Source organism: Desemzia sp. FAM 23988, from assembly GCF_045528365.1.
Taxonomy (GTDB): Bacteria; Bacillota; Bacilli; order Lactobacillales; family Carnobacteriaceae; genus Desemzia.
In genome coordinates this window covers 155856-169234 of sequence record NZ_JBGQQS010000001.1, presented here as the reverse complement: position 1 = coordinate 169234, position 13379 = coordinate 155856, and the positions used below count along the sequence as shown (strand labels likewise).

Here is a 13379-nt window from a genome sequence, read left to right as displayed (position 1 = left end):
GGAAAGGATGAAGAATAGATGTCTAAAAAGCAAGTTGGAGGTTTAATTGTCTTATTTGGTGCCACAGGAGACTTAGCAATGCGGATGTTGTTGCCTGCCTTACACCAATTGTATCAACGGGGACTAGTTTCTGATAATTTTGCTCTATTAGGTGCATCACGAACACAAATGACAGATCAAGAGTTTCAAGAACTTGTGCGTAAATCCGTCGAGAACGGGCCTAATTTTGAGGAGTTAGATGAAAAGTTCTTTGAACATTGTCGTTACCAAGGAACGGATAATACGAATCTGGAAGATTTAAAACAGCTGCGTGAAAAAATAGAATTAGTAGCCAAAGAATTTGAAACACCAGATGAATACATTTATTACTACTCCATTGCTCCTGAATTGTATGACGAGACAACTACGAATATCCAAAAAGCAGAAATTACTGAATTGCCAGGGAATCATCGTGTAATTACGGAGAAACCATTTGGAGACAGTTTAGAGACTGCTGAAGAATATCACCGCTTATTATTGAAAGTATTTGATGAAGAAGATTTATACTTTATGGATCATTTTCCTGGAATGGATTTTGTACAAAATATTCTAGCCACACGATTTTACAATCCTTTGATTGAAGGTATCTGGAACAACAATTTTATTGAAAACGTACAAATTTCACTTCCTGAGAATTTATCTATTGGTACGCGCGGCAGTTTTTATGAGGAAAATGGCGCGTTGCTGGATATGTTCCAAAACCATTTATTACAAATACTCTCCATTGTGGCCATGGAATTACCAGCTGAATTAACTACCGAATCCATTCACAAAAATAAACTGACGCTTTTACAAAACTTACCGACATTCACCACAGAACAAGTGGAGCAAAAAGTCGTTCGCGGTCAGTACAAAGCTGACAGCGAAGGGAAGTACAAGAGTTACCGCAATGAAGAGAAGGTAGCTAGTGACAGTGATACGGATACTTATGTGGCGATTGAGTTATCGGTTGATGCACCACGATGGCAAGGGGTGCCTTTCTATTTACGAACAGGAAAAGCATTGATAGAGGATTATACAGCAATCGATATTTTGTTGAAATCGACCGATGCTGTTGATTCAGATGTAGCGACACGGATTACTTTTATGGCTGAGCCTGCACAAGGAGTATCACTGGTTCTGAACCAAAAAATGCCGAACAATGAGTATGAGCCGGTTAGCACATTTATCGGTCCTGATGAAAATACGTTCAAAGAATATTACATTGCCGATCCGTATGAGAATATGATATACGATGCTTTGGCAGGAGATCGAACTTATTTCTCAACTTATGAGGAAATCAAAGAACAATGGCGTATTACGGATAGTATTGTTGCTGCTTGGAAAGAATTACCAGAACCCGATTTTCCGAATTATCGTGCGCATACTTTTGGTCCAATTGAAGCAGAAGACTTACTGACAAAAAATAATCATGAATGGGTCAAACGTATTTAATAAATGGAAAAATTTGTAGATAAGGAGAAAAAATATGTCAATAAATTGGAAAGATTTTCTTTTACGCTCGTTAACATCGATTATTGGAATTACTTTAATCAGCCTTGGTTCTGCTCTCAGTGAATCAATGGACATGGGACTGGATCCCTTTACTGCAATGAATAGAGGAGCATCATCCCTATTGGGTTTTAGTTTAGGGAACTATCAACTCGTTGTGAATCTTATTATCTTAGCAGTCGTGTTTTTTATGAAACAATCGTTGATTGGGTGGGGGACCATATTTAACATGGTGTTAGTAGGATACCAAATCGATTTTTTCAAAAGTATGTTTGAAAATTACTTCGCAGTTGAAGAAATCAGTTTTGTTGTTCGAATAATCGTTACTATTATCGCTATATTGATTTTTACTCTAGGTGTAGCCGTTTATATGGACACAGACTTGGGTGTCTCGCCTTATGATGCGATAGCACCTCTTATAACCGATAGAACGGGATGGAGTTATACACCTGTTAGAATAGCACAGGATCTGATTGTAGTCGTTATATCCTTATTAGTTGGTGGTCCTGTTGGAGTAGCAACATTTATTACCGGTTTTTTTGCCGGGCCACTGATTACTTTCTTCTCAAAGAAGGTTTCTCAACCTCTTATGGACAAATTAGCAGAAGCTTCTCAATAATTTGATGAGAATTCATTCGCTGTGACAATGAAGGGGCAGTACTCTTTTGATAAATAGGATGCATGATGTTATTACCGGCAAAAGAACTCCTTAAGAAGCGCGTCAGTTTCAGTAGAAGAGGTTCAATCTGAATTGCCGCAAACAGAGCGAATTAACCCTGATGAAGGTAGTTTTGACACAAGCAGTAGAGAAGATTAAAGGTAAATTGGATTTGAACGATAATAAATAAGATAAAAGATGATTTTTGTGGAAACCTCCATCAGTGAATTCAAACCATTGATGGAGGTTTGTTTGTGGCTTTTTTTAATCTATTTGCCATCGAATTCAAATAAATGGTAAACTGAAAATATAAAAAAAATTCTATTGAATTCATATTGGAGGAGATCAATAAAATGAAAAAGCTAAAAGTTGTTGGTTTATCTTTAGGTCTATTGTTAGTGGTCGGTTGCGGAGCAGAATATCCGGCAGAGGAAAGCCATTTGGAAGGAGCGCTTTTTAGCGGACAAAGTAGTTCTGGGCAGCTGTTTTTTTCTGAAGGAACCTTACGAGTGATGAACAATGACCTTCAAGTCACACCAAGTACGGAACCAAGCGATATTGAAGAACTGGCACAAGAAGAAACGGCTATTCCATCAAATGGAGAATACGAGGTAGATGTTTCTGCTTCAGGTGATACATACGAAATTCAAACAGAAGACGGCTTCACGTTTACCTTAAAGCGCATTGGAGAACGTATTTTTGAAGATGAAGATGGCAACACATACAATACTGACGAGTATTTTGATTAGATTGAAAGAGACTAGAGTCCGTAAACCCGAAAAATCTGTTAATCTGCCAAATAAACTTTTTTGATTCAGACAAGCAGTTTTTAAAATTTTGCAATTGACATTCGGCAGGATATTTTCTATACTTTGTATGTTATAAAGGATATGTCAAATTTTAAACTTGCTTTGCAGAAAGGTTTTCCTTGGCTGAAAGAAAACCATCAAGCAAAATTGGACGCTCCCTTTTGAGATACAATAGAAATATTGTCGGTTCTCCCGTTATCGAGACTATAAGAGGTAATGAGTTGGTCGAATCCATTCATTGCAAGCAAGGTGGTACCGCGATGCGTCGTCCTTGTTTAGCAGTGGGAGATTGGGCTTTTTTTGTTGCCATTTTATCCAGAAAGCCCCATTTGAGGAAGCAAATAGAAGGAGTAGAAGAATATGAAACACATGACAAGTAAAGAAGTTCGTTCGTTATTTTTAGAATTTTTTGAATCAAAAGGACACAAGATTGAGCCAAGTGCTTCATTAGTTCCTATTGATGATCCCACTTTATTGTGGATCAATTCAGGAGTCGCAACACTGAAGAAATATTTTGACGGATCGGTGATTCCTGACAATCCTCGCATCACAAATTCGCAAAAAAGTATTCGTACCAATGATATTGAAAATGTAGGGAAAACAGCCCGCCATCATACTTTATTTGAAATGTTGGGAAACTTTTCCATCGGCGACTACTTCAAAGAAGAAGCGATCGTTTGGGCATGGGAATTCTTAACCGATGAAAAATGGTTAGGATTGGATCCTGACAAATTGTATGTAACGGTCTATCCTGAAGATGAAGAAGCCAAACAAATATGGAAAGAAAAAGTTGGCTTAGCTGATGACCATGTTGTTGATGTAGAAGACAACTTCTGGGATATCGGTGCTGGTCCAAGTGGTCCGGATTCTGAAATTTTCTATGATCGTGGCGAAAGTTTCAACAACTTGGCTGAAGAGGATCCAGAAAATTACCCAGGTGGCGAAAATGAACGCTGGTTGGAAATTTGGAACTTAGTGTTTTCTGAATTCAACCACAAGCCAGATGACACTTATGAACCACTTCCGAACAAAAATATTGATACCGGTATGGGTCTTGAGCGTATTGTATCGATTATTCAAGATGCGCCGACAAACTTTGAAACAGATCTGTTTATGCCGATCATTCATACTGTAGAAGAAATGAGCCAAGGTAAAAAATACGGCGATAGCTCTGCGACAGACATCTCATTTAAAGTGATTGCAGACCACATTCGTGCTGTAACTTTTGCGGTTGGAGATGGCGCATTGCCTTCTAATGAAGGACGAGGCTATGTGTTGCGTCGTTTATTGCGTAGAGCGGTTATGCATGGGAAGAAATTAGGCATCGACAAAGCATTCTTCTACAAGTTAGTTCCAATAGTAGGCAATATTATGGAAAGCCACTATCCAGAAATTTTAGAAAACCAAGACTTTATTGCGAAAGTGATTCGTATAGAAGAAGAACGATTCCACGAAACAATCAATGATGGATTAAGTATTTTAAATGATTTAGTGACTTCTTTAAAAGAAAGCGGCGAAAAAGAAATTGTCGGGACAGATATTTTCCGTTTGTATGACACTTATGGTTTCCCGGTAGAATTGACGGAAGAATACGCTGAAGAAGAAGGATTAGCTGTAGACCATAAAGGCTTTGAAGTAGCAATGAACGAACAAAGAGAACGTGCTCGTGCTGCTCGTAGCGATGAGACATCAATGGCCGTTCAAACGGGTCTATTTGCAGACGTTATTGAAGAAAGCCAGTTTGTTGGGTATAACCAAACAAGAAGCAAAGGGAAATTAGTGGTCGTGGCTACTGACACAGCTTTGACAGATACGGCTGAAGCTGGAGAAACCGTTCGCGTGATTTTTGATCAAACGCCTTTCTATGCCGAAATGGGTGGACAAGTTGCGGATACCGGTCTCATTTTAAATACTGCTGATGAAGTGGTTGGTAAAGTAACCGATGTGAAAAAAGCACCAGCAGGTCAAACGTTGCATACAGTGGAAGTTGAAAAAGAGTTGGTAGCAGGCGAAACGTATGTATTAGCTGTTGACGAAGCAACTCGACGCAAAATCACACGCAACCATACAGCTACTCACTTGTTGCACCAAGCGTTGAAAGACATTCTGGGCGAACACGCCAACCAAGCTGGGTCATTAGTAGCTCCGAACCATTTGCGTTTTGACTTCACTCACTTTGGTCAAATCACCAAGGAAGAATTAAACCAAATGGAACAGATCGTAAATGAAAAAATCTGGTCTTCTATCCCAGTCGAAACTGTTGAGACCGATATTGAAACGGCTAAAGACATGGGGGCTATGGCATTATTTGGAGAGAAATATGGCCAAGAAGTTCGTGTCGTAAATGTAGGCAATTACTCTATCGAGTTATGTGGTGGGGTGCACGTCATGAACACGAGCGATATCGGAATCTTCAAGATTGTTTCTGAATCCGGTATTGGTGCAGGAGTTCGTCGCATCGAAGCGGTAACGAGTGAGGCAGCTTATCGTTTGATCAACGAAAACCAGACTTATTTGGAAGAAGTGGGCGCATTAACAAAAGCACAACAATTGAAAGACGTTGTGAAAAAAGTGGAACAATTGCAAGCTGAAGTTAGAGACTGGAAAAAAGAAAACGAGTCATTGCAAGCAAAATTAGCCAATAACCAAGCGGCTGATATCTTTAACGAGGTTGAAGTAGTAAACGGCATAACAGTGATTGCAGCTCAAGTCGATGTCAAAGACATGAATCAATTGCGCCAATTAGCTGACCAATGGAAACAAAAAGCTTCTTCTAATGTTCTTGTGTTAGGATTAGTGAAAGATGGAAAAGTCAACTTATTGACAGCTGTTGATGAAGAAACCGTCAAAAAAGGCTTGAAAGCCGGAGACCTAATCAAAACAATCGCTCCATTTGTAGGCGGTGGCGGTGGCGGACGTCCTGACATGGCTCAAGCTGGTGGAAAGAATCCAGACGGCTTACAAGATGCTTTGGCTAAAGCAACTGAATGGGTAAGAGAAAAAAGCGAATAATTTGGAAATGAAATAATAAGAAGTCCTATAGAGTCTGCCGATAGCGAGTGGCCTATAGGACTTTTTTTGTTGGTTGATTATGCATGAGTTCGCTTCAATGTGTTCAGTAGTCTATGAAAAAGTTGGAATGGCTCTGAGAACGAAAATAGGGGCCATTTGGTTTTTCAAAAACCTTTGAATGGCTCTGAGAACGGAGATAAGAGCCATTTGGTCTTTCGAAAACCTTAGAATGGCTCTGAGAACGAAATTAGGGGCCATTTGTTCTTTCAAAAAAGTTGGAATGGCTCTGAGAACGGAGATAAGAGCCATTTGGTCTTTCGAAAACCTTTGAATGGCTCTGAGAACGAAGATAAGAGCCATTTGTGCTTTCAAAAAAAGTTAAAATAGCTCTAAGAGCAGGGATTGGAGTCCTCATGGTACCTCGAAATAGTCAGTAAGTATCTGAGCATTGTTTTTAGTCTTAAATATTTAATCCATAGAAAAAAGAAGAGATAAAAAACGTATATTACTATGTATCCAATATAAGGGGCTTTCTTTGCAATAATTTTGTGATGAGGTAACCTAGTATATAGAAGGCAAGGCATACTAAAGCACAATACAATGGAGGGGAACCATTAAAAGAATAGAATTAAATCTGAAAAGAACGTAGAAGAGTAGTTTAAAGAGTAATTTGTATGGTAAAATAGATTTGTAATATCATTTTTTTGAATAGCATTGTAGTTTGCATGAGTTTCTTGTAAAATAAAAGATGTAGTTAACAGAAATAGAGGTGTAAATGATGGGCACAAAAGATGAAACAGTCCGCTTCAATGTTCCAGAGAACAGTGAAAAAGATGTTAAAGAAACATTATCTATTGTATATAAAGCACTGAAGGAAAAAGGATACAGTCCGATTAATCAAATCGTTGGTTATCTTCTGTCTGGAGATCCAGCCTATATTCCACGTCACAATGACGCCAGAAATTTAATTAAACGTCATGAACGTGATGAAATCGTGGAAGAGTTGGTGAAAAGTTACATGGACAAGAGTGTAAACGAAGATTGATGAGAATAATGGGGCTAGACGTAGGTTCTAAGACAGTTGGTGTCGCAGTGAGTGATCCGTTTGGTTGGACTGCTCAAGGTGTTGAAATCGTTAAAATCGATGAAGAAAATGAAGTGTTTGGGTTGGAAAGAATCGGTGAATTGATCAAACAATATGAAATTGCTAAAATTGTGGTCGGTTTGCCAAAAAATATGAACAACTCTATTGGTCCCCGTGCGGAAGCTTCGCTATCGTATGGAAAAATGCTGACCGAAGCTTTTAATCTTCCCATTGAGTTTCAAGACGAGCGATTAACGACTGTTCAAGCAGAGCGCATGCTAATTGAAGAAGGCAATACGTCACGTAAAAAGAGAAAAAAAGTCATTGATAAAGTGGCAGCTGTGATGATTTTACAAAATTATTTGGATGGTCATCACAACTAGCTTTTTTGTCTGTGTTAGGGTAAACTAATAAAGTTAATTTGGTAAAAAGAGAGGAGCCTAATTTATGGCACACGAACACAATCATGATCATGACCACGACCACCACGATCACGAACACATTACAATAATCGATGAACAAGGAAACGAAGAGTTATACGAGATTTTATTCACTTTTGATTCAGATGATTTTGAAAAATCTTATGTATTGGTTTATCCAGCTAGTGCTTCTGAAGGAGAAGAAGTTGAATTATCTGCTTTTTCATTCGTTCAAGAAGAAGACGGCAAACAAGGACAATTAGGACCTATTGAAACAGAAGAAGAATGGGACATGATTGAAGAAGTCTTAAATACTTTTATGGCTGATGAAGACGAAGCATAAGTCGCTTATTACAGTCCACGCTAAAAGCTGACAATATTGTTGGCTTTTTTTGTTCTATTTAATAGTCATATCATGTATAATGGTAAAGGTTAAGCCAGTAGATTACATAGAAATCGGTTTTAAATCCACTATCAGGTTATAAGATAAAGAGCCTGAGCTTTTTGCTGGAAGAACATTCAGCACTGAATAAAGGCAGCTAAATAGCGCTTTGTGGATGATTGGAGTGTTGAATTCCAGAAATTAAATGTGATTACTCTTATGATTAGCATAGAAAATGAGCTAGTCCCCAGCACTAATTTAGGAGGGAATTTGTTGAAAGATACTAATCAGGGAAAAAAGAATCAACAGTTAGATGGAAGACTAAAGAAGGAACAAAAAGAAAAAAGCGTCGTGACGAAAATTGTGTTGAGTATCGTGGCTGTTTTAATGGTTCTTTTAGTTGTTCTAGGTGTATCGGCATATAACTTTTATACATCCTCTATTGAACCTCTTGATCCAACCAGTGAAGAAGAAATTCAAGTGGAAATTCCAAGTGGATCTTCTCCCACCAGTATTGCGCGCATTCTGGAAGAAAATGGGATTATTAAAAGTGCTTCAGTATTTAATGTATATACTCGTTTAAATAACGAAGGACAGTTTAAAGCTGGGTATTATCTTATGTCGCCATCAATGACGATTGACAATGTCATTGATTCTTTACAAGAGGGTGGAACGGATTTTCCTGCAGATTCTGTTGAAAGAATTACGGTACCAGAAGGGTATACGATTACTCAGATAGCTGACATCGTTGGAGAAAGAACTCCCTACAGCGCTGAAGAGTTTATGGCGTTGATTGAGAATGAAGAATTCCAACAGCAACTGCTGACTCAATATCCAGCATTATTGACGGATGTTTTTGAAGCAGAAGGAGTCAGGTATGTGTTAGAAGGCTATTTATTCCCGGCTACTTATGAATTCCATGAAGAGATGTCTTTAGAAGAAATTGTGCAAGGTATGGTTGCTAAAATGAATGAAGTAATGCAACAGTATTATGCGCAAATTGAAGAACAAGGACAGACGGTTCATGAAATATTGACGATCGCTTCATTAGTTGAAAGAGAAGGCCTCAGTTACGAAGACCGGACTCAGATTGCAGATGTTTTCTATAATCGGATTGAGATCGGTATGCCGTTGCAAACAGACATTTCCGTATTGTATTCTCTTGATACTCATAAAGAACGAGTTTCTCATGATGATTTGGAAGTTGATTCACCTTATAATCTGTACCAAAATACAGGAATGGGACCTGGTCCGTTCAATAGCCCAAGTGAAGAAAGCATCAGAGCGACTATTAATCCGGCAGACACTGATTATTTATACTTCCTTGCTGATATAGATACACAAAAAGTTTATTTTGCTGAAACCTATCAACAACATTTGGAATACAAACGTGAATATGTAGACAATTGATGATCGAATCTTTTGGTGAATAGAAGTAAGTTGTTTAGTAAGAATAGAAAAAAAGATAGAGGCTGGAAGAACTTTCCAGCTTTTTTAAATGAAAAGGGGCAAATGCAATGAATAAATTAACAAAACCTATCGTTATTGGGGTGACAGGAGGTTCAGGTAGCGGGAAAACAAGTGTTAGCCGAGCGATTTTTGATCATTTTTCTGGTCATTCTATCTTAATGTTGGAACAAGATTTCTATTATAAGGATCAAAGTGAGCTTTCATTTGAAGAACGCTTAAAAACCAATTATGATCATCCTTTTGCATTTGATACAGAGCTGTTAGTTCAACATTTGCATGATTTGATTGAATTTAAAGCGATCGATAAACCGGTCTATGATTATTCTAGACATACTCGTAGTGATAAAATCATTCATCAAGAACCAAAAGAAGTGATTATTGTAGAAGGAATCTTGATTTTAGATGATCCGAAATTGCGTGAATTGATGGACATAAAAGTTTACGTGGACACAGATGATGATATTCGTATCATTCGTCGTATCAAACGAGATATAGAAGAGCGTGGTCGTACGTTGGATTCTGTTATTGAACAGTATTTAAATGTGGTTAAACCGATGCACAATCAATTTGTAGAACCGACAAAGCGTTATGCGGACATTGTGATTCCTGAAGGTGGTCGCAATCAAGTGGCAATTGACTTAATGACGACTAAAATTCATAGTATCATTGATTACCGAGAATAATACAATTGTGTATTTGTATTTCTTACGAAAGAAAGTTAGCCCCTAAATAAGACTAAAACTTTAAAGAATTTCCTAAAAGAACCAAAATTAATTTATTTGTTATTTACAATTGCTTTGTGTCGTGGTATCTTGTCATTATTATAAATATACAAGCATTGATGACGCTACCAATTTGAGTAGCTTAACTTAGAGGAGAGAAATATAATGATTGAACGCGTATACCCTATGACAATTGAAGGTAAAGAAAAATTAGAAGAAGAATTAGATCTGTTAAAAACAGAAAAACGAAAAGAAATTATTGAGCGAATCAAAATCGCTCGCAGTTTCGGAGATTTGTCTGAAAACTCTGAATACGAATCAGCTAAAGATGAACAAGCATTTGTAGAAGGCAGAATTACTCGTCTAGAGACAATGCTGCGTTTTGCTGAAATTATTGATAGTTCAGAAACAGCTGCTGATGAAGTTTCACTAGGTAAAAGAGTAACATTTATTGAATTACCAGATGGTGATGAAGAAGAGTACTTTATCGTTGGTAGTGCAGAAGCTGATCCGTTTAACGGAAAAATCTCAAACGATTCACCAATTGCTAAATCATTGATTGGTAAAAATGTTGGAGAAGAAGTCGTTATTCAAACTCCAGGTGGAGATATGACAATTAAAATTACGAATGTTGAATTTGCTTAATTCTTTATTCTGTTTTACATGCAGCTGCCCTTTTTCATAAAGGGGCAGCTTTTTTGAATTTAGAATGATTGTCTATCAGTCTTAAGTCGTAGATGAATTTCATGCTTTAGAACACTATATGTTTTTTAGAGAAAACGGTATACTGTAGGAAGAGAAATTGAACGTTCTAAAGAATAGGACAGTAAGAAGGAGATACAGCAAATGAGAAGCCATTGGAAATTTTTCTTGACCGTAGAAGCCTTATTGATTATTTGGTTTTTCTATCAATTGACCACTAATTTATTTATGGCTGTATTAGCTATTAGTGGGATAATCATGCTGGTTACCACTAGCCAATCTAAAAAGGAAAATAAGATCCCCTCTTATTTAGTAGGTGTTTTTCTACTATCGTTTGCGGTACTGTCTACTAGTGCTTTTTGGATCATCGTGTTGTTCACTTTTATGTTTATCGCAATCAAAGACAATGGAATCTTCATGAATAATCTGAGCGGTAAATTATTTAAAAAAGCACCTTGGAATGAAAAAGACATCATTGTAGTGGAAGCAGCAGAACAAACTCCAAAAAACGGTAAACGAAAAAAACAGGATTGGATCGGTCATCATAAAATTGGGCAATCGATTTTCGAATGGGATGATATCAATTTTTCCATCTTAATGGGTGATACTATTGTAGATTTGGGAAACACGTTTCTTCCAAAAGCAGAAAGTTATATCGTTATTCGTAAAGGATTTGGAAAGACACGCATTTTAGTTCCTAAAGGTGTCGGTGTAATGATTGAACACAGTGCAATCAAAGGAAAGGTGCTATTTGAGACAGAAGAGCTTTCTTTGGTAAATGAATCAGTCAAAATGTACAGTAAGGACTATGATCTTCATAACCGGAAATTAAAAGTTATCACTTCTGTAGGGGTGGGAGATTTAGAGGTGATCGCCATATGAATAAAAAGGCAACTGGGAAATTGTTCTTTTTGGCCTTTGGTTTAGCCTTTTTGATTTTATTTTTTGTAACGGCTTCTTTTAGTTACACCGTTTACCCGGACACTTGGTATGTTGAATTAGTAACGAGACATTTTTTTTACATTCCTATTTTCTTGTATTTATTTGTACTGGCTGGAATCATAGCCGCAATTATTGCTTTATATGGTTATATTTCGATTCGTAAACAAAATAAGCAATTGTTTAAGCTGTTAGAAGAATTGGCTAATGGAAATTATGAAGCTGTTGCATTTCAAAAACCTTTAGATAATGATTTTTATTCTTTATCCGCCATAGAGCTCCTTGAAAAGGATATAGATGTGATTCGAGAGAAGTTATTGGAATTGTCTCGAGAAGTACAAAAGAGCAGCAATCTGCCTAAATTTGTAGATGGTCAGACTAAAGAAGAAATACTGGAGCAAGAGCGTCACCGCTTAGCACGGGAATTACATGATTCTGTCAGTCAACAGTTATTTGCTGCAATGATGATGCTATCTGCCTTAAATCAACAATTAGCTGGTGCAGATGACGCTACTCGTAAACAAATGGATATGATTGAGAGAATCATCAATGAAGCTCAATCAGAAATGAGAGCGTTGCTCCTTCATTTAAGACCAGTGAATCTAGAAGGTAAGAGCTTGAAGCAGGGCATCGAACAATTATTAAAGGAGTTGAGTACAAAAATCCAGATTCAATTGTCTTGGTCAGTGGCTGATATATCTCTGCCTAAAAGAATCGAAGATCATCTGTTCCGTATCGTTCAAGAATTGTTGTCGAATACATTACGGCACGCGAAAGCCCACGAGTTGGAGGTGTATTTGGATAATGTAGACAATACAGTGTCTTTGAGAGTGATGGATGATGGAGTAGGATTCGATCCGCAGAAAAAGACGGTAGGAAGTTATGGGTTGCAAAATATCCGTGAGCGAGTAATTGGAATGGGTGGAACTTGTAAAATCATCAGCTTTTCAGGAAAAGGAACAAGTATTGAGATCAAAATACCAGTCATTAAGGAGAGTGAAATGAATCATGATTAAAGTGTTATTGGTAGATGACCATGAAATGGTGCGACTTGGTTTGTCGTCTTATTTAACGATTCAATCGGATATTGAAGTTATCGGGGAAGCGGAAAATGGAAAAATAGGTTATGAAAAAGCCTTATCGCTTAAGCCAGACATTATTTTAATGGATCTGGTCATGGATGAAATGAACGGGATTGAATCTACACAAAGTATATTAAAAGACTGGCCTGAAGCAAAAATCATTATTTTGACGAGCTTTATTGATGATGAAAAAGTATATCCTGCTTTGGAAGCAGGAGCATCCAGTTATATCCTGAAGACGTCAACTGCAAACGATATCGCTGTTGCTATCCGCAATACATACAAAGGGGAATCTGTTTTAGAGCCTGAAGTAACTGGAAAAATGATGGAGCGTTTTTCTAAGAAGCAAGAACATAAATTACATGATGATTTAACGAGCCGCGAAAGAGAGATTTTGTTATTGATCGCTCAGGGTAAATCGAATCAAGATATAGCTGATGAGCTCTTTATTACATTAAAAACGGTCAAAACACATGTGTCCAATATCCTCTCAAAACTTGAAGTAGATGATCGCACACAAGCAACGATCTATGCGTTTAAAAATCAGTTGATTGAATAAAGGGATAAAGA

At 37.4% G+C, this 13379-nt stretch carries 14 protein-coding genes; all 14 read left to right on the top strand.

What is annotated here, in order from left to right; genetic code table 11:
• The first annotated feature begins 18 nt into the window (after positions 1-18).
• Entirely contained in the window at positions 19-1473 is a 1455-nt protein-coding gene (zwf, locus tag ACEN4L_RS00900) for a glucose-6-phosphate dehydrogenase (RefSeq protein ID WP_407095466.1), read from the top strand.
• 34 nt (positions 1474-1507) lie between these two features.
• Positions 1508-2149, top strand: coding sequence for a YczE/YyaS/YitT family protein (locus ACEN4L_RS00895; RefSeq protein ID WP_407095465.1), 642 nt, complete (start codon positions 1508-1510; stop codon positions 2147-2149).
• 392 nt (positions 2150-2541) lie between these two features.
• Entirely contained in the window at positions 2542-2937 is a 396-nt protein-coding gene (locus ACEN4L_RS00890) for a hypothetical protein (RefSeq protein WP_407095464.1), read from the top strand.
• A gap of 221 nt (positions 2938-3158) precedes the next feature.
• Entirely contained in the window at positions 3159-3377 is a 219-nt protein-coding gene (locus ACEN4L_RS00885; protein WP_407095463.1) for a hypothetical protein, read from the top strand.
• The gene (gene alaS / locus ACEN4L_RS00880) at positions 3358-6009 is read left to right on the top strand and encodes an alanine--tRNA ligase (RefSeq protein WP_407095462.1); all 2652 of its coding nucleotides are present in this window, start codon (positions 3358-3360) and stop codon (positions 6007-6009) included. The genes ACEN4L_RS00885 and alaS overlap by 20 nt, the downstream gene beginning before the upstream one ends.
• 778 nt (positions 6010-6787) lie before the next feature.
• On the top strand, positions 6788-7054 hold the full coding sequence (locus tag ACEN4L_RS00875; protein WP_407095567.1) for an IreB family regulatory phosphoprotein: 267 nt from the start codon (positions 6788-6790) through the stop codon (positions 7052-7054).
• Positions 7054-7476, top strand: a complete 423-nt coding sequence (gene ruvX, locus ACEN4L_RS00870) for a Holliday junction resolvase RuvX (protein WP_407095566.1) — start codon at positions 7054-7056, stop codon at positions 7474-7476. The genes ACEN4L_RS00875 and ruvX overlap by 1 nt, the downstream gene beginning before the upstream one ends.
• A 64-nt stretch (positions 7477-7540) precedes the next feature.
• On the top strand, positions 7541-7855 hold the full coding sequence (locus tag ACEN4L_RS00865; protein ID WP_407095461.1) for a DUF1292 domain-containing protein: 315 nt from the start codon (positions 7541-7543) through the stop codon (positions 7853-7855).
• A 312-nt stretch (positions 7856-8167) separates the two neighbouring features.
• The gene (gene mltG, locus ACEN4L_RS00860; RefSeq protein WP_407095460.1) at positions 8168-9304 is read left to right on the top strand and encodes an endolytic transglycosylase MltG; all 1137 of its coding nucleotides are present in this window, start codon (positions 8168-8170) and stop codon (positions 9302-9304) included.
• A gap of 107 nt (positions 9305-9411) precedes the next feature.
• Positions 9412-10047: a uridine kinase gene (gene udk / locus ACEN4L_RS00855; RefSeq protein WP_407095459.1), complete on the top strand. Its 636-nt coding sequence runs from the start codon at positions 9412-9414 to the stop codon at positions 10045-10047.
• Positions 10048-10251: 204 nt separating this feature from the next.
• Positions 10252-10731: a transcription elongation factor GreA gene (gene greA / locus ACEN4L_RS00850; protein ID WP_407095458.1), complete on the top strand. Its 480-nt coding sequence runs from the start codon at positions 10252-10254 to the stop codon at positions 10729-10731.
• Between the two features lie 201 nt (positions 10732-10932).
• Positions 10933-11670, top strand: a complete 738-nt coding sequence (liaF, locus tag ACEN4L_RS00845) for a cell wall-active antibiotics response protein LiaF (RefSeq protein ID WP_407095457.1) — start codon at positions 10933-10935, stop codon at positions 11668-11670.
• Positions 11667-12743 (top strand): sensor histidine kinase, encoded by a 1077-nt coding sequence (locus tag ACEN4L_RS00840; protein ID WP_407095456.1) that lies wholly within the window; start codon positions 11667-11669, stop codon positions 12741-12743. Before liaF ends, ACEN4L_RS00840 begins: the two co-directional genes overlap by 4 nt.
• The gene (locus ACEN4L_RS00835) at positions 12736-13368 is read left to right on the top strand and encodes a response regulator (protein ID WP_407095455.1); all 633 of its coding nucleotides are present in this window, start codon (positions 12736-12738) and stop codon (positions 13366-13368) included. The genes ACEN4L_RS00840 and ACEN4L_RS00835 overlap by 8 nt, the downstream gene beginning before the upstream one ends.
• The last annotated feature ends 11 nt before the right edge of the window (positions 13369-13379 follow it).